General features: G+C 71.1%; 13 protein-coding genes. 4 read left to right on the top strand and 9 right to left on the bottom strand.

The window, feature by feature from the left end; genetic code table 11:
- Positions 1–17: 17 nt before the first annotated feature.
- Positions 18–1,646, top strand: a complete 1,629-nt coding sequence (locus HNR20_RS01970) for an ABC-F family ATP-binding cassette domain-containing protein (protein ID WP_184175917.1) — start codon at positions 18–20, stop codon at positions 1,644–1,646.
- An 85-nt stretch (positions 1,647–1,731) separates the two neighbouring features.
- On the opposite strand, the gene HNR20_RS01965 is transcribed toward HNR20_RS01970, so the two are convergent.
- From HNR20_RS01965 to HNR20_RS01950, 4 genes are all read right to left on the bottom strand, one after another.
- Positions 1,732–2,364: a DUF305 domain-containing protein gene (locus HNR20_RS01965; RefSeq protein ID WP_184175916.1), complete on the bottom strand. Its 633-nt coding sequence runs from the start codon at positions 2,362–2,364 to the stop codon at positions 1,732–1,734.
- 128 nt (positions 2,365–2,492) lie between these two features.
- Positions 2,493–3,416 carry a DUF1996 domain-containing protein gene (locus HNR20_RS01960; RefSeq protein WP_184175914.1) on the bottom strand — a complete coding sequence of 308 codons (924 nt, stop codon included), beginning with the start codon at positions 3,414–3,416 and terminating at the stop codon, positions 2,493–2,495.
- Positions 3,417–3,667: 251 nt separating this feature from the next.
- On the bottom strand, positions 3,668–4,327 hold the full coding sequence (locus HNR20_RS01955) for a C39 family peptidase (protein ID WP_184175912.1): 660 nt from the start codon (positions 4,325–4,327) through the stop codon (positions 3,668–3,670).
- Positions 4,328–5,402: 1,075 nt separating this feature from the next.
- Positions 5,403–7,286, bottom strand: a complete 1,884-nt coding sequence (locus HNR20_RS01950; RefSeq protein ID WP_184175910.1) for a Xaa-Pro dipeptidyl-peptidase — start codon at positions 7,284–7,286, stop codon at positions 5,403–5,405.
- A gap of 321 nt (positions 7,287–7,607) precedes the next feature.
- Between HNR20_RS01950 and HNR20_RS01945 the strand changes: the two genes are divergently transcribed.
- Complete coding sequence (locus HNR20_RS01945; RefSeq protein ID WP_229687484.1) at positions 7,608–10,961, top strand: S8 family serine peptidase; 3,354 nt, start codon at positions 7,608–7,610, stop codon at positions 10,959–10,961.
- Between the two features lie 143 nt (positions 10,962–11,104).
- A complete protein-coding gene (locus HNR20_RS01940) occupies positions 11,105–11,761 on the top strand; it encodes a DUF998 domain-containing protein (protein WP_184175908.1) in 657 nt (218 codons plus the stop codon).
- A gap of 3 nt (positions 11,762–11,764) precedes the next feature.
- Here HNR20_RS01940 and HNR20_RS01935 read toward each other — a convergent pair whose 3' ends face one another.
- The 5 genes from HNR20_RS01935 to HNR20_RS01915 all read right to left on the bottom strand — a co-directional run bounded on the left by HNR20_RS01935 (position 11,765) and on the right by HNR20_RS01915 (position 15,882).
- Positions 11,765–12,280: a DUF2231 domain-containing protein gene (locus HNR20_RS01935; protein ID WP_184175906.1), complete on the bottom strand. Its 516-nt coding sequence runs from the start codon at positions 12,278–12,280 to the stop codon at positions 11,765–11,767.
- 138 nt (positions 12,281–12,418) lie between these two features.
- Positions 12,419–13,648, bottom strand: coding sequence for an SGNH/GDSL hydrolase family protein (locus tag HNR20_RS01930; RefSeq protein ID WP_184175904.1), 1,230 nt, complete (start codon positions 13,646–13,648; stop codon positions 12,419–12,421).
- Positions 13,649–13,671: 23 nt separating this feature from the next.
- Positions 13,672–14,421 carry a hypothetical protein gene (locus HNR20_RS01925; protein WP_184175902.1) on the bottom strand — a complete coding sequence of 250 codons (750 nt, stop codon included), beginning with the start codon at positions 14,419–14,421 and terminating at the stop codon, positions 13,672–13,674.
- Between the two features lie 82 nt (positions 14,422–14,503).
- Positions 14,504–15,133 (bottom strand): LysE family translocator, encoded by a 630-nt coding sequence (locus HNR20_RS01920; RefSeq protein WP_184175900.1) that lies wholly within the window; start codon positions 15,131–15,133, stop codon positions 14,504–14,506.
- Between the two features lie 2 nt (positions 15,134–15,135).
- Positions 15,136–15,882 carry a metallophosphoesterase gene (locus HNR20_RS01915; RefSeq protein ID WP_184175898.1) on the bottom strand — a complete coding sequence of 249 codons (747 nt, stop codon included), beginning with the start codon at positions 15,880–15,882 and terminating at the stop codon, positions 15,136–15,138.
- Between the two features lie 93 nt (positions 15,883–15,975).
- On the opposite strand from HNR20_RS01915, the gene HNR20_RS01910 reads away from it, so the two are divergent.
- The gene (locus HNR20_RS01910; protein WP_184175896.1) at positions 15,976–16,581 is read left to right on the top strand and encodes a CGNR zinc finger domain-containing protein; all 606 of its coding nucleotides are present in this window, start codon (positions 15,976–15,978) and stop codon (positions 16,579–16,581) included.
- The last annotated feature ends 4 nt before the right edge of the window (positions 16,582–16,585 follow it).

Genomic DNA, 16,585 nt, shown 5'->3' with positions numbered 1-16,585 from the left:
CCTTCCCCGAGGTCCCCATGTCTGTTCGACCCGCACTCATCGCTTATGACCTCGTGCGCTCCCGCGGCACCCGGCGGGTGCTCGACGGTGTCTCCCTGACCGCCGCGCCCGGTCGCCGGATCGGCCTGATCGGTGAGAACGGCACCGGCAAGACGACCCTGTTGCGGGTCCTGGCCGGCGTCGACGAACCCGACTCCGGCACCGTCGTACGGCCACCGGACCTTGGCTTCCTGCACCAGGAGTTGCCCTTCACCCCGTCCGCGACAGTCGCCGGAATCGTCGACGACGCGCTACGTGAGGCCCGAGCGGACCTCGCCGAGCTGGACCGGACCGCGGTGGCGCTCACCGAAACGCCGGAGGGCACCGAGGAACACGACCGGTTGCTGTCCGCGTACGGCGAGGTTCTGGAGCGCGCGCAGGACCGCGACGCCTGGGATGCCGACCGGCGTGCCCTGACGGTGCTCGCCGGCCTCGGCCTCGGCGAGATACCCCACGACCGGAGGCTGGCCGCGCTCTCCGGCGGGCAGCGTGGCCGCCTCGCCCTCGCGGCGATGCTGATCCGCCGGCCGGCCGCGCTGCTGCTCGACGAGCCCACCAACCACCTCGACGACGCGGCGGCGGCGTTCTGCGAGGAGCAGCTCCGCGCCATGCCGGGGGTGGTCGTGGTGGCCAGTCACGATCGGGCCTTCCTGGACGCGGTCTGCACCGACGTCATCGACCTGGACCCGGCGGTCGACGGGCCGGTCCGCCACGGCGGCAACTACACCACGTACCTGGCGGCCAAACGCGCCGAGGCCGAACGGTGGCGCCGACGCTACGACGACGAGCAGGCGCTCCTCGCCGACCTGCGCGAGGCCGCCGCCGTGACGGGGCACCAGGTCGCCCACGGCCGCGCCCCGCGCGACAGCGAAAAAATGGGGTACGGGCACACCGCCGGCCGCGTCCAGAACCAGATCTCCCGTCGCGTCCGCGACGCCGCGCGCCGACTGGAGACGATCGAGCGCGCCCAAATCCCCGCGCCGCCGGAGCCGTTGCGCTTCCACGCGTCCGTTCTCGCCGCCGGTGACGGCACCGAGGCCATCGTCACGGCAGACCAGGTGGAGGTTCCCGGCCGGCTGCGGGTGGGGCACCTTGAGGTCCTCGCCCGCGAACGGCTCCTGGTGAGTGGCCCCAACGGTGCGGGCAAGTCGACGTTGCTCGCCGTCCTCGCCGGCAACCTGAGCTGCACCGGAGCCGTCTGGCGGCGACCTGACCTGCGGGTTGGCCTGCTCAGCCAGGACAGCGTCTTCCCGGACGCGCAGCGGACGGCCCGGCAGGTCTTCGACGCGACCGTCGGCACGGAACGTGCCGAGGTGGTGGCGCTGTCGTCACTCGGGCTGCTCGCCCCGACGGACCTCGACCGTCCGGTGGCCGAACTGTCCGTCGGACAACGCCGTCGGCTCGGCCTGGCGGTGCTCGTCGCCGACCCGCCGGAGCTGCTCCTGCTCGACGAGCCCACCAACCACCTCTCGCCGCGGCTCTGCGACGAACTGGAGGAGGCGCTGGGCACCGGGCCGGGCGCCATCGTCGTCGCGAGTCACGACCGGCGGCTCCGGTCCCGGTGGCAGGGCCGGGAGATCACCCTCGCGGCGACGGTCACCGGCTGAATCGTTCGACGTCGTGGGCACAGGGGTGGATCGTCGCGGCTGGGCCGATGAGCATGCCGGGTAGGGCAGGGCGCCGGCCCGACCGTCAGGCCGGTGCGGCGGTCTTCGACGGCGGAGCGAGGCGATCGAGCCGTGCGAGGTTGGCGGTGCCGTCCCGGACCACGGCCACGGCCAACGCGGTCGTGGCCGGCTGGACCCCGTTCGTCCGCTCGGCGGAGGCGACCAGGACCGACTGCGTCAGGTGTGCACGCAGGTGCTCGGCGAGCAGCCGGAGAAACGGCTGCCCGCTGGCCGACCGCAACGCGGTCAACTCCTCGGCGGTGACCATCCCCGGCATGTCGTGACCCTCGTGCGGGTTCGTCGTCGGCGCAAGGGAGTCGCCCAGGAGCCGGCGGGCCTTGCCCAGGTCGGTGCGCAGGGTTGCCCCGACCTGGGCGGCCAGGTGCCGCCAGGCCGGGTCGGTGGTCCGCGCCAGCACGAGATCGAGTACGGGTAGCAGTCGCTCGACCATCGCCACCGTCAACTGGAGCCAGGCGATGTCGGTGGGGCTGAACGGTCCGGCCGTACCCGTGGGTGCTGGCACCGTCGTCGCGGCCGGCGCTGTCGCGGGCGGTGTGGTTGCGGGCGGTGCGGTGTCGGCGTTGTTCAGTGGTTCGATGGCGCAACCGGTGGCGAGCAATGTCGCCACGAGCAGGGCGGTCGGTCTGGTGATGCGCATCCGGCCCCCTCTCGCCTCGGATGATGCGTGTTGGTTGGCCGGCCTTGGGTGGCGGGCGTTGGTTGGCGGGCCTTGGGTGGCGGGCCCGGCGTGGACCGGGCCCGCCACCGCGGTGTGAACCAGTCGGCTCAGATCGGTCGGCCGTCGTGACCGCACTTGATGACGGGACGGATGCAGTCCTGGACCCGGCGGGCCATCTCCGCTACCGGCCAGGCGTTGAAGAAGTCGCCGTGCATGGTGTAGCCCGCTCCGGAAGCTAGCCGGAAGCCCGACGGGTTGCCGTTGACCGGGTAGCGCAGCACCTGCCGCAACTTCGGGACGTGCACGGGGTGGGTGCTCGGGCAGGCCTGGTTCACCGGGTAGGCCAGGTGGCTCTTGTGGTCCGGCGAGTCCAGGTCCCGACCGTTCCAGCACTGGGGGAAGTCCAGGTACGACTCCAGCATCGTGCCCGCCGGACAGGTGACGAAGTCCTTCGACGGCGGTACGTGCCCGGCGTGCAGGCACGACCAGCGGGCGATGCTCTCGTTCGGCCCGGTGGCTCGCGCGTTGCCGGCGACGAGTCGGAGCCCCAGCGGGAACGGCTGGGTGTTCGCGACGACGTCGGCGCGCACACCCTCGCCCAGGTAGTAGAACGTCGCGATCGCCGGCTCCACCGGCTGGTTGTCGCGGTACAGGGTCGGCACCCAGTAGGACGAGACGTCCACCCGTGGGTTGCAGGTGGTGGGGGAGCTGACCAGGTCGGGCAGTGTGGTGTGGGCGTTCGTCACCGTGCTGCCGAAGAAGCTGTGCATGTGCGAGGCCCCGGGCAGCCCGGGGAAGATGATCGGGTCGTCCGGCAGCCGGTGGCTGTAGGTGCAGTCGGCGGGGAACTCGGCCACCCGGATTGCGTTGACGCCGATGGCGTTGGCACCGGTGGCGTTGGCGCCGGTGGCGGCGTCGGCCCGGGCGGTGGTGGAAACGACGTACGTACCGAGTAACAGCAGCAGTGCGCCGATCGCTGTGGCGAGGCGCAGTCGGCGGTGGATGCCGGAGAGGGGTGCGGCCCTGTCCATCTTGTGACTCCTGTCGGGGGACGGGTCAGGGCCAGCTCCGGCGCCGCCGCCGAAGACATCGGAGTTTGCCCTGGCCAGACTGGTGGTGGCCGGTTGAGCCGGGGGTGAGAGAGCGCTCTCACCGTAGCTCAAGCCTCACCCGTGGGTCGAAACTTGTCAATACGTCCCGCAGTTGGTGGAAATGACGACGCCGAAGGGCCGGGCCCCGTGGTGGGGTCCGGCCCTTCGGTGTGGTCGTGATGGTGCGGGGGTCAGCTGGTGGCGTAGCCGCGGGTGGCGATCCAGTCGGCGAGGTGCTCGACGGTGATGTCGTAGGCGGCTTGGTTGGGGTCGGCGGAGTCGGCGATGGTGACGGTGTTGCCGTTGTCGTGGTAGCCGACGACGCTGATGTAGTGCCCGCCTTCGTAGGAGTGGGTGGTGCCGGTGGTGTCGGTGCTGGTGCCGGCGATGTTCGCGACCACGGCGCGGCCCTGGTCGACGGTCTTGACGACGTCGGCGCGCAGGGTGTCGGTCTGCTTGGTGTCAGCGTCAGGGCTGCTGATCTCCACGGACCGGTAGGCGTCGGGCTTGCCGGTTTCCTTGTTCAGGACGGGGGTGATGTCGTTGATGGAGTTGGTGCCGGCTTCGGTGGTGCCCATCTCCTTGGCCATGTCGTCGACGTTGATGTTCTTGCCTTGGACGGACAGGGCGTTACGGGTCGCGGCGGGGCCGCAGTAGTAGAAGTTCGGCTGCGCCTCGTAGCGGACGCCGAGTTCCCGCTCACCGGAGGGCTTGCGGTCGTTCTGCGTCTGCGAGGTCGGCTTGGCGTCGGACGCGGCGTAGGCGGCGGTGACGGGGCCGGCGATGGCGCCGCCGGTGAAGGCGAGTCCCGCAGCGGTGAGGGCGGTCTTACGGATCAGATCGGTACGCATGATGGCGTGCTCCTCTGCATTTCGGGGGGTGCGCAACACACACTCGGGGGTGGGTGTGCTGCGGGAAGAAGTCCTGGGGGGTTGCCCGGCAGCCCGCAAGGGGCCGGCATCGGGGCGTCTCCGTGGAGGGTGTAACGGCCCAGGGGTGGCGGGTCATTCCGCCGAACTCCCGGGGGTTGGCCTGCCGCTTGGGCGGCCGGGGGATGTAACCGTGGCGACCCGGCGGGTGTTCCCGGAGGCTGCCAGCTACTCGGGATGCAACCGTGGCGACCCGGCGGATGTTCCGGGGGCCGGCGGCTCCAGGGATGTAACCGTGGCGGCCCGGCGGGTGTTCCCGGAGGCTGCCACGCACCCCGGGGGTTGGGGCTGTTGCGCGCCTGGAGCCCGGGGGCTACGGCGGCATGCCAGGTATAACGACCCCGGCCGGCCCCCGATTCCGCCACCACGGTGACCCCGACCACCGGACGAAACCACCCAAACGGAACACGCCGAACGCCAGCCGACCCCGCATGATGGGCGCCGGGGCGTGATCCACTCCATGTCGCCGATGTGGCGGTATCCGTGGGGCGGGAAGCCGCCACATCGGCGACATGGAGTCGATCATGCCGGGGTCCGGTTCAGGGTTGCGGGGGCGCCTCTCGCTCCCGCCGAATGAACCGGACAAACCACCCATGCTGCCCATTGCCTGACCGGGCTTGGTCGGCGGTGCCACCCAACGCCGCCAGCGACCGCCCTGAGACCGGGTCGCGTGGCACCGAGGCGCGTCTCGTTTGTCCATGATCGCGCTCGATCCAGGAAACAGGGCCTTCGCGGGCGGACGAGGCCACTACATCCAGGATCGAGCACGATCATGCGAGGCGGAAGACGGAAGGCGGAAGGCGGTGGCGGAGGGCTGTGGCGCAAGGCGGCGATGGACCGCAGGCGGCGAGGGGCGGTGGCGCAAGGCGGCGGTGGACCGCAGGCGGCGAGGGGCGGTGGTGGGCGGGGTGGGGTGGTTGGTTCGGGACGGGCGGGTGGGGCAGCTCGACGTGCGAGCTGCCCCACCCGATGGACGAGATATTCGGGATGGACGGGATCAGAAGCCGAGGACGCCCCGCCCGCCGACCACCGGTAGGCGGAGTTCGCTGTCGTTCGGGGCGACCTGCAGCTCGGTGCCGCCCATCGGCAGCAGGGTGTACTCCTGGTCGCTGGAGAAGACGACCACGCCGATCCGGTGCCCTGCCGGGAAGATGTAGTCCTTCGGCTCCATGGTCCACCGGTAGTCGTACAGTTTGCCCTGCTTGACCGGCTCGGTGCGTGCGGCGTTCTTGCGGTTCTGCGGGTCCATCCAGCCTCGGGTCACCACGGTCGGCGCGGCGGTCGAGCCGGCCGGGCCGTAGTCGACCAGGTACGCGGTGAGGTTCGCGTCCGGCTTGTTGTCGATCGCCATCCGCAGCCGCATTTCCGGGCGTCCGGAGATGCGGACGTTCTGCGTCAGCGCGGGGGAGCGGTAGGCGAGTCGGTTGGCGCTCGCCGCGTCCGGGTTGGCGATCAGGGTGTCGGGGTGGATGGTGCGGCCCTCGTCGACGAAGCGCTGCTCGACCTTGGCCTTCGGCGGCTTGCCGGTGGTGAGCGAGCCCGGGGCGGTGGCGTCGGTGGCGGCGAACCGCAACCCGACCTCGCGTGCGGCCGGGTCGGGCCAGTTGGCGTACGTGGTGTAGGCCCGGTCCTCGCGCTGGAGCACGGCGGTCGGCTCGTCCATGATGCCGTTGCGTACGTTCCACAACCAGAAGTCGAACCAGCGGTTCTCGGTCTGCTTGTAGGTCCACGTGCGGCCGTCGGGCAGGGTCACCGACGCGCTGCTGCCCGGGCCGCCGTGCCCGCCCTGGTGCAGCCAGATCTTACGAGGTACGTCGCGCTTGGCGAGCTGGTCCCACCAGCCGGCGAAGTGCTCGGTCTTCACGTTCCAGTCGTTGAGGCCGTGCACGACGAAGACGCTGGCCTTGACGTTCCGAGCGTCGAGGTAGTCGCGGTCCTGCCAGTATTTCGAGTAGTCGCCGGTGACCCGGTCCTGCTTCTCGGTGATCGTTGCGAGCTCGTCGGCGCAGGGCCCTTCGGCGCGTGTCTGCCCCGCGGTGAACTGGGCCAGGATGTCGAGGTCCTCACCCTGGTACGTCCCGGGTGCGACGACCAGACCGTTGGCCCGGTAGTAGTCGTACCAGCTGCTGATCGCGGAGACCGGCACGATGGTCTTGAGTCCCTTGACCCCTGTGGTGGCCACCTGGTTGGGCAGCGTGCCGTTGTAGGAGACGCCGGTCATGCCGACCGCTCCGGTGGTCCAACCGGCGGTGATCGGGGCGCCGTTCGCGTCGTACCCCTTGGCCCGGCCGTTGAGCCAGTCGATGACCGCCTTGGTGCCGAGCGTCTCGGCCTGGTCGCCGCTGGTCGGGCAGCCGTCCGAGTCGCCGGTGCCGACGCTCTGACCGAGCACCACCGCGTACCCGCGTGGCACGTAGTAGTCGTCCAGCGAGCCGGGCAGGTTGGCTTTCGCCTGGGCCCGTTGGATGCTCGCGTCGAGCGCCCGCTGGCCGGACCGGTCGGTGCGGCCGTTCTGCGGGAGGTCGTCGACCAGCACGCTCGGGTATGGCACGTCACCCCAGGTGTCCTTGCGGTAGGGGCTGTGCTCGAAGATGACCGGCACCTTGAAGCCCTGCGTGGCGGTCTCCCGGGGTCGGGAGATGTCGATCGCCACCCGGTCGAGTCGGCCGTCGTGGTCAGTATCCACCGGGGTCTGGACGAACACCCGCTCCTCGATCGCGTCGGCGAGCGAGAACACCGGCTGGGTCATGCCGTCGGCGACGACGATGCCGGTGGGTGTGGGCACCGTGGGCGGGGCTGCCGCCGCTGTCGCTGCTGCGCTGAGCACCAGGGCGCCGGACACACCGACGCTGAGTAGTGCCAGATGGCGGGGTCGACGCATGCGCGTCTCCCTTCGGTTGGGCTGGTTGCCGGGGGTCGGCAGGGGCCAATCTCGAAGATCCATTCGTCGCCATGCTAGGTCCGGGCCGGCGTTCCGTCGATCCCTTCGAGCGGGGATACGTCTGTTGTCCACCGTGGTGCTCGCGAACGGGTAATCGAATCGACATCGAACCGGGCCCCGTGGCGACACACTGCGGAAATCCACGCCGCTCGGGCCGGAAATCCCCGCGACGAAGTCTCCCGAAGATCACGTATCCGTGCATATGATCTTGCTGGAAGTTGCCCGAAGAGGCACTTTCGTCCACTTAAGACGAGGAGCAAGATGCTCAGGAAAACGCGGTGGCTGATGGCCGTCGCCGTCACGGCCACGGTGCTGACCGCCGTACCGGGCGGCGCTGCCACGGCCGCGCCGAGCGGCATCGGTCTGACCGGCACAACCGGTGCCTCCGTCGACGGGAAGACGCACACCGTCACCCTGCTGACCGGGGACGTGGTGACCGTACGGAGCACCGGATCGGGATGCCCGCAGGCCACGGTGCGGCCGGTCGATGCGAACGCGGTGATCCGCCAGACCTGCGGGCCGGACGGCCACCTGCACGTCATCCCCGCGCGCGTCGCCTCCCAGATCGGCTCGGTCCTCGACCCCGACCTCTTCGACGTGACCACGTTGATCGCGGACGGTTACGACGACGAGAACGCCTCCGAGTTGCCGCTCATCGTGCAGCCCGCCACCGCGTCCGCCCGGGTGGCCGCGCTCGGTGACGTGCTGTCGCTGCCCAGCATCGGCGCGGTGGCTGGCCGCGTACCCAAGAAGAGCCCGGCCACCGCGAAGCTGGCGACCAACTCGCTGCTCGCCGGCGCGAAGAAGGTCTGGCTCGATCGTAAGGTCCGGGCCACCGCGCTCACCGGCGGCGGACAACAGGCTGGTCTCGACCGCAACCTGGGCCAGATCGCCGCGCCCGACGCCTGGAAGGCCGGCTACACCGGCAAGGGAGTCAGGGTCGCGGTGCTCGACACCGGCGCCGACTTCACCCACCCGGACCTGGCCGGCCGGGTCGCCGACCGGGCCGACTTCACCGCCGAGGGCGGTGACGCCGTCGACCACAACGGCCACGGTACGCACGTCGCCTCGACCATCGCCGGCACCGGCGCGGCTGCCCACGGGCAGCGTCGCGGTGTGGCGCCGGACGCCAAGCTGGTGATCGGCAAGGTCCTCGACGACCACGGTTTCGGCGAGGACTCCGGGATCATCGCCGGCATGGAGTGGGCCGCCACCCGGGCCGACGTCATCAACATGAGCCTCGGCGGCAGCGATCCCGACGACGGCAACGACCCGCTCTCGCTCGCCGTCGACGGTCTGAGCAAGCAGACCGGCGCGCTCTTCGTCATCGCCGCCGGCAACAGCGGCGGTGCCATCTCCTCGCCCGGTTCGGCCGCCAGCGCGCTGACCGTCGGCGCCGTCGACCGTAACGACAAGCTCGCCGACTTCTCCAGCCGCGGACCGCTGGTCACCAGCAACGTGGCCAAGCCGGAGCTGGTCGCCCCCGGTGTCGACATCGTCGCCGCCCGTGCCGCCGGCACCAACCTGCAGGATCCGATCGACGAGTACTACGAGGGCATCTCCGGCACCTCGATGGCCAGCCCGCACGCGGCCGGTGCCGCCGCGCTGCTCGCCCAGCGGCACCCCGAGTGGACCGGTGCGCAGCTCAAGGCCGCCCTCGTCGGTGCCGCCGATCCGCTGACCGGCGTCGACGCGTACGCCGTCGGGGCCGGACGGCTCAACGCGGTCCGGGCCCTCGGCGGCCCGACCAGCGACCAGCCGGTGGTCAACCTCGGGACCTTCGCGTACCCGCAGTCCGGTACCAGCGAGGCGAAGCTGAGCTGGACCGGTGCGTCGCGGACGGCGACGGCCGTCCTCGACCTCGACGTCACGGTCGTCAACCACGACGGCCAGCCGGTGCCGCGCGGCGCGGCATCGCTCTCGGCGAGCCGGGTGACGCTCAAGGGCGGCGCCACCGCCGGAACGACCCTCCGGGTCAACCGTGCGGCGCTGGCGGCCCGGCCCGGCTTCTACCTGGCCACCGTCACCGCCCGCACCGCCGGCCACAAGCTGGTCTCGACCACCCCGGTGAGCTTCTACGTCGAGCAGCCCAGCTATGACCTGACGATCCACACGAAGCCGATGCCCGGCCTCAAGGACGGCGCGGAGAGCTGGCTCAACATCCTGATCACCAACCTCACCGACCCGGTGATCTACTTTGGCGGGCCCAGCGGTACTCCCGGAGACACCTTCACCACGCGGCTGCCAGCCGGCCGGTACGCGGTCCTCGGCTCCTCCGTCGCCTACTACGTCGACAGTGACGTGCTGGAGACGACGCTCACCGGCGAGACCGACCTGAGCATCACCGGCGACCGGAGCATCACGCTCGACCCGGCGCGGGCCAGGCCGGTGACGGCGACGGTCGACGGGGTCGCCACCAAGGCGACCAAGATCGACTTCACCAGTCTCCAGACCGCGCCGAACGGTCTGTCCTGGTGGAACCAGATCAGCGGGTACGGGGCCGCGACGGCCGTCCGTACCTCCCCGCTGCCGAAGCCCGGCGTCGGATCCCGGCGCAGCTGGGCGGCCGTCAACCTCGACTCGCCGGCCGGGACGGCCAAGCCGTACCGCTACAACCTCATCCACGAGTACCCGAACGGCGTACCGGCCGATCCCGCGTACCGGGTGACCGCGGCCGAGCAGGCGAAGCTTGCCCGGATCGAGGAGCGGTTCCACCAGGCGGACTCGGAGGGGATGGTCACCCAGCTGATCCGTACCGGCCTCACCTCCGATGGGCTGGGCCTCACCCAGACCAACGAGGGGAACCTGCCCCCGTACCGCACCGACTACCTCTCGCCCGGCTTCCGCTGGGCGGACGAGGGAGTCTACGGTGGCCTGTCGGCCCAGGAGGCGCCTCGCAGCTACCAGCCGGGCAGTCGACAGACGAAGGTCTGGGCGCGGCAGCCGCTGCACTCCGGGTGGTACGACGACCCGGCCGGCGCCGGTTGGAGCTGTGCCACCGCGCCGTCGCGGACCCGGGGCAACCTGCACATCGACCTGGTGTCGCTGACGGACCAGCACCAGCGCGCCGACTGCCTGCAGGGCAACTCGATCGGCGTGAACCGCAAGCTGTCGCTGTACAGCAACGGCAGGCTGATCCAGGAGAGTGCCCTTCCGCTCGCCGACGTCACCGTCGGACAGCAGATGGCGGACTACCGGCTGACCCTCGACGTCGACACGAGCCTGATCCTGCCGATCTCGACCAAGGTCAACACCTCGTGGACGTTCCGGTCCGCCGGGCCGGACGGAACCGGGAGTGTGCCATTGCCGCTGCTCGCTCTGGACTACGCGCTGCCGATGGACACCAACAACCACGCCATCGGCGCAACGGCTGAGCTGACCGTCCGGCAGGCGCACGGTGTCAAGGCGCAGAAGGTGACGTCGTTGCAGGCCTGGACCTCGACGGACGACGGCGCCACCTGGAAGTCGGCCCGGGTCACCGGGAACGGCGACAACTACCGGGTCGCCCTGCCGAAGGCCGCCGCCGGGCAGGCGGTCTCGCTGCGGGTGAAGGCCGCCGCGAACGGCGGCAGCGGCATCGACCAGACCATCATCCGGGCGTACAACGCCGGCTGATGGTCATCCCGCTGGTGCGGCCCGGCCCCCCCCGACCGGGCCGCACCGGCACCCCGCCAATTTTTTTGGGTGGGCGGTGTCGATCCCGCCCTGCCTCGCTCGTCGTGACGGTAGAACGTGACGCCGACCCGAGAGGTGCGCCCATGACGTCCCTGACCACTGCCCCCGATCTCCGGCTCCGCCGAACCCGGATCCTGCTGGGCTGCGGCACGGTTGCCGGCGTTCTCTTCCCCGCCCTGTCGTTCGGGCAGGCGTTCACCCGCGCCGGTTTCGATCTGCGCCGGCACGCGGTGAGCGCACTCACCCTCGGTGACCTCGGTTGGCTGCAGGTCATCGCGTTCGTGGGCACCGGTCTGCTGGCCGTCGCCTTCGCGGTGGGCCTGTGGTGGGTGCTGCGTCCGGGCCGGGCCGGCACGGTGGTGCCGGTGCTGGTCGGCATCTACGGGGTGGCGATGGTCGGCGGCGGGATCTTCGTCCCCGATCCCGCGCTCGGCTGGCCACCCGGCGCGCCGGCGGGGCTACCCGAGCAGGCCAGCACGGGCAGCATCCTGCACACGGTGTGTGGCGCGGCGGCGTTCCTGTCGCTGATCGCGGCCGGGCTGCTGCTCGCCCGGCGCTTCGCCGGCCAGGGGCGCCAGGGCTGGGCGGTCTACAGTGCCGTCAGCGGCGCCGTCGCGTTCGTGCTCACCGCCCTGCCCTGGAGCGAGGAGAGCGCGAGCATCCGCTTCGCCGTCGGAGCTGTGCTCATCTCCGGCTGGCTCGTCGCGCTGTCCTGGCGAGCGCGTGACGAGGTGGCCTGAGGGTCACTGGCCCTCCCAGACCGCCTTCGCGCCGGAGTCGCCGGTGCGGACGACGTAGTACACGGCGATGGCGGCGGCCACCAGCGACAGCACCTGCAACGTCAGGGTCAGCGCCCGACCGCGTCGCGCGTCGTCGGCGGCATCCGCCTCGGCGGCTTTCGTCGGGGTGGTCTGCGGCGGGACGAACCGGACCAGCGCCAACGCCACGATCGCCAGGGCGATGGTGGCCCAGAGCGTGCTGTCGCCGAACGACTGGTGAGCCTCGATCTTGGGGACGAATTCGGGGGTGACCCGGTTGGCGTCACGCATGCGCTGGAAGAAGGCGTCGCCGGAGAGCTTCGCCAGCAGAGCAAAGACCGGTGCGCCCAGGGCCAGCAGCCCCAGCACCCAACGGGTGTGCGGCCGGATCGGGGCGACGAGCGCGTAGCCGATCGTCAGGAGGGCCAGCAGCGGCACGAACACGACCGCGGCGTGCACCACCAGAGGGTGGGCGGGGATGCCCATGATCTCCTCGAACATCGGCGTCTCCTCCGTCGGCGTCGGCTGGACGTCGCTCGTCCAGGAATGGACGGTATCGGTACCGCAGGCGTGTGTCAGCCCCCGCAGGCCGTCAGCAGCGCCCGCCGCGCTGGATGACCCGACGGGTACGTCGACCGGTCAGCGATCGCAGCGCAGCGCGGCCAGGTCGACGGCGTCCGCCATCGCCTGCATGCCCATGTCGTTCGGGTGGAGATGATCCCCGCTGTCGAAGAGCGGCAGGAGCGTCTGCGGGTCGTACGGACTGCGGGTGATCTTGTCGAAGTCGACCACGGCGTCGAACACGCCACTGTGCCTGATCCAGTCGTTGACGCCCTGGCGCACGGCCTCACCGGCGGGGTCGTACTCGGGCCAGCCCTTGTAGGCCATCAGCGTGGCGCCGACGACGCACTTGCCCGCCGCGTGCGCCCGGTCGACCAACTGCCGGTAGCCGGCGGCCAGGTCGTCCACGGTGACACCGGGGCGGGCCTTGATGTCGTTGATGCCTTCGTGCACGAACACCGTGCCGACCCCGGGGTGGGCGAGCACGTCACGATCGAACCGGCGCAGCGCGGCCTCCCCGGCGCCGTCGGCGAGGACCTTGTTGCCGGAGATGCCCTCGTTGGCCACGCCCTTCACCGTGCTCTCGGGCGTGGCCTGGAGCCGCCGGGCGAGGTAGTCGGGCCAGCGGTGGTTCAGGTTCGTGGTCGAGGCCCACCCGTCGGTGATGGAGTCACCGAGCGTCACGACCGAGCTGATCGCGGCGGATGTCTGCACGCTGACGGCGTCCAGCCAGTACCAGAAGCTCATCGCGTCGGTCCAGTTGACCGCCGCCTCCTCGGCGGCGTGATCACCCGTGGTCGCGTACGACGTCTGCATGGCCAGGCCGTGCCCGCTCATGGGCCCCTGGGCACCGGTGACGTAGAGGCTCACGACGAGATCGCTCTGGGCGGCCACGTCCCCGGGCAGCGGGTCGCTGAGTGTCGTCTCCCCGGCCGGGACGGTGACCGACGACTGCCCGCCGAACGTGAGCCGCCGGTTGCTGCCCGGGATCAGCTCCGCTCCCTGCCGCTGCAACCCCGCGTACGCGCTGGCGAACGTGACCGGGTGGTCGCCGAAGGCGTTGGTCAGGCGGATCCGTAGGGCGTTCCCGCCGACGCTGGTGCGGACGACCAGCCGGTAGCTGCGCTCGGCGGGCCCGGCGTTCTGCCGGCCGGCACTGGCCGCCCAGGTGACCGCGAAGTGCTGGTCCGCGGCCGCCGCCGGTTCGTGCTGGGTCCGCGCCGCGTGGACGACCAGGGGTACGCAGAGCGCCGTGAGTAGCGCCGCGACGGTGGACGCCACCACGCGACGTGCGGACCCGGCCCGCATCAGAGACCCCCAGCTGGACGGAATCAGTGCGGGCTCTTACCGAAATTGCTGCCCAGCGCGATCCGCGCAGCGCAGGGCAGCTCGCCCGGGGCCAGTTGGGTGTGCGACGGCCGCCAGAGCTCCGCACCCTTCGCGGTGACGCGGGCGAGGATGCAGTCGTACTGAGCGGCCCGCAGGGCGACGCCGACCCTGCCGCCCTGCACGGTCACCTCCTGCGCGATCGCCGGGTCCAGACTCAGGTCGTCGATCGCCGCGCGGACGGCGGACTCGTCGGGGCCGGCGGCCTGCAGAGCGCTCTTCAATCGTTCGTCGACTCCGCTGAGCGACGGGTCCTGGACAACCTGGAGGGGATCGTGGGACGGGCATTCGATGTCATCGTCACGGCGGTCGTCCTGCGGGCCGAGCTGGAGGCGGAAGCAGATCGGCTCGTCGCGTTCGTCGATCACTGAGCCGTCCGCGCCGATCTCCACCCCATGCGCCATCACCCGCAGCACCAACGTCACGCCGGTCTCCCAGTGCGTTTCACCAGAGACCGCGAGGACCGCGACGTCGGGGTTCTGGCTGGCCGAGTGCACGTACTTGTCTGCCTGGTAGAGGTGGTCGTACTCGAACCCGAACAGGACCTGGTCGACCTTCTTCGCGGCGTCGGCCACGGCACTGTCGTGAGTCCTGTTCTCCGGACGGTCGAAATGCCGCCACAGGCCGGCGCCGAGTAACGCCACCACCAGCAGCGCGACTCCGCCGAAGACCCATCGCCGTCCTGTCGTGACCACGAACCGGATTATGTCGCAGCCGGAACCGCACCGATGCCCCCCACACGGCTGAGCGTGCGATCCACGGGCGGCCACTTCGGACTCAGGAGACCGCCGCCCGCACGCCCAGGCCGAGCAGGATCGCACCGGTCAGTCGATCGAACACGCGTCGCACGCTCGCCTTGCGAAGCAGCCGGGCGGCGGCGCCAGAGACCGCCGTCCAACCGGCGAGCCAGCAGGTGTGCAGTGCGGCGTGGGCCGTGGCGAGGAGCAGCATCGGCACCAGCACGGGTCGGCCCGGTTCGAGGAACTGTGGTGCGAGGGTGAGGTAGATGGCGGCGGCCTTGGGATTCAGGACGTTGCCGAGCAGCCCCTGCAGGTAGGGGTGGTCGACGCGCCACGGCAGCCTCCGGGCACGCACCGTCGGTGGTGGCCCGGTGGGGCGGCGGGACGCGGACCAGAGCAGCCAGATCCCGAGCCCCACGAGGTAGGCGGCGCCGACCAGCTTGACGACCCAGAACGCCTGCGACGAGCGGAGCACCAACGCGGCCAGGCCGACGGCGGCCAGGGTGGCGTGCACGTAGAGCCCGGTGACCGTACCCAGGATCACCCACCAGCCCTGCCGCCGCCCGCCGGTGGCGACGCGCGAAACGACAAGCGTCAGGCTCGCTCCCGGAGTGGCGGTGATCGGCGCGACGGCGAGCAGGAAGCCGAGCACTGCTACTTCGCGCATGCTCAGACCACCACCCGGTAGTGGGTGGTGAGCAGGCCGGTGTCGTCGTACACGTGGAACGCGACGCCGGGCGGCTGGGTCTGGGTGGTCAGCCGGCCCTCGCCCTCCCAGGGCATCCGGAGGGTGGAGACCACGCCCGGCGCGATCCGCAGTGGGCGGCCGGCGAAGGTGCTGGCGGCGGCGGTGTGGAAATGCCCGGTCAGCACGGCGACGACCTGCGGGTGGGCGGCGACCAGCTCGGCCAGGGGATCGGCGGACAGCAGCCGCATCGGGTCGATGACCGGGTGGTGCAGCACCACCGGGGGATGGTGGAAGGCGATGAACGTCGGCGTTTCGGCCGGCACCGAGCCCAGCTCGGCAGCGAGCCACGTCATCGTCTCGTCGTCCAGGTGGCCGTCGTCCTCGCCCGGCACCGAGGAGTCGGCGAGGAGGAAGACCGCGCCGGCCACGTCGTGACGGGCGTTGATCGGGCCGGCGCCGCCGCGGTCGTCACCGAGCAGACCCTTGCGGTACGCGTCGCGCACATCGTGATTGCCGGGGCAGACCATGACCGGCAACGAGGAGTCGAAGAGCCTCGCGGCCAACTCGTACTCGGCGACCTCGCCGTGGTCGGCGATGTCCCCGGTGATCAGGATCGCGTCGACCGGTCGTGGCAGGGCGTGCAGGTAGTCCATGACCCGGGCGGTCCGCTCGGCCGATCGGGGATGGCTGTCGAGGTGGGTGTCACTGAGATGCGCGATGACCAGCACGAAGGCTCTCCCTAATGGCTATTACCGTTAAAGCCATTAGGGAAGCTACTCTGGGCGGGGTCGGCCGCACAAGCCGGAACGGAAGGAGAGCCCATGTCACCGCAGCTCGCGCTCGCCCTGGCCAGCACGATCCGGCACGACGGCAACGGCGGGGTCGCCGACGACCTCGGCGATGTCGAGGGCCTGACCGCGTGGCTCCGCGAGCAGGCCGAGCCCCTGCGGCAGTACGTCGGCGGGTTCGACCCCGCCGCCAGCACCGTCGACGAGCGGACCCGGCTCGATGTGGTGGCGGTACGGCGCGCCGCACGTACCCTCTTCGCGGTGGCGGTCCGACCGGGACCACCGAGCCGGGCCGACTCCTCCTCGCTGCTCCCCCCGCCGGAGGCGGTCAGCCGGCTCAACCAGGCCGCCGCGGCGCTGCCGGTCCGGCCGGTGCTGAGCTGGGCGGAGGAGGGCACGCCGACCCTCACCTGGCAGGGCGAGGCGGTCGACGCGCGAGTGCGGCTCACCGCGGGGCTGGCACGCGCGGCCATCGAATTCCTCGCCAGCCCCGCCCGCGACGAGTTGCGCGCCTGCCCCGCGCCGCGCTGCGTACGCTACTTCGTCAAGGACCACCCACGGCAGGAATGGTGCAAGCCCTCCTGTGGCAACCGGGCCCGCGTCGCGCGGCACTACCAGCGGCGCACCGAAGCGCGATAACCGA

The organism is Micromonospora parathelypteridis (assembly GCF_014201145.1).
Lineage (GTDB): Bacteria > Actinomycetota > Actinomycetes > Mycobacteriales > Micromonosporaceae > Micromonospora > Micromonospora parathelypteridis.
This window is presented reverse-complemented; position numbering and strand designations above follow the sequence as displayed.

Excerpts from the sequence above, each read along its gene's own strand:
- HNR20_RS01945 (WP_229687484.1), top strand. The coding sequence starts at position 7,608 with ATGCTCAGGAAAACGCGGTGGCTGATGGCCGTCGCCGTCACGGCCACG.
- HNR20_RS01970 (WP_184175917.1), top strand. The coding sequence starts at position 18 with ATGTCTGTTCGACCCGCACTCATCGCTTATGACCTCGTGCGCTCCCGC.
- HNR20_RS01910 (WP_184175896.1), top strand. The coding sequence starts at position 15,976 with ATGTCACCGCAGCTCGCGCTCGCCCTGGCCAGCACGATCCGGCACGAC.
- HNR20_RS01940 (WP_184175908.1), top strand. The coding sequence starts at position 11,105 with ATGACGTCCCTGACCACTGCCCCCGATCTCCGGCTCCGCCGAACCCGG.
- HNR20_RS01935 (WP_184175906.1), bottom strand. The coding sequence starts at position 12,280 with ATGTTCGAGGAGATCATGGGCATCCCCGCCCACCCTCTGGTGGTGCAC.
- HNR20_RS01930 (WP_184175904.1), bottom strand. The coding sequence starts at position 13,648 with ATGCGGGCCGGGTCCGCACGTCGCGTGGTGGCGTCCACCGTCGCGGCG.
- HNR20_RS01920 (WP_184175900.1), bottom strand. The coding sequence starts at position 15,133 with ATGCGCGAAGTAGCAGTGCTCGGCTTCCTGCTCGCCGTCGCGCCGATC.
- HNR20_RS01965 (WP_184175916.1), bottom strand. The coding sequence starts at position 2,364 with ATGCGCATCACCAGACCGACCGCCCTGCTCGTGGCGACATTGCTCGCC.
- HNR20_RS01960 (WP_184175914.1), bottom strand. The coding sequence starts at position 3,416 with ATGGACAGGGCCGCACCCCTCTCCGGCATCCACCGCCGACTGCGCCTC.
- HNR20_RS01950 (WP_184175910.1), bottom strand. The coding sequence starts at position 7,286 with ATGCGTCGACCCCGCCATCTGGCACTACTCAGCGTCGGTGTGTCCGGC.
- HNR20_RS01955 (WP_184175912.1), bottom strand. The coding sequence starts at position 4,327 with ATGCGTACCGATCTGATCCGTAAGACCGCCCTCACCGCTGCGGGACTC.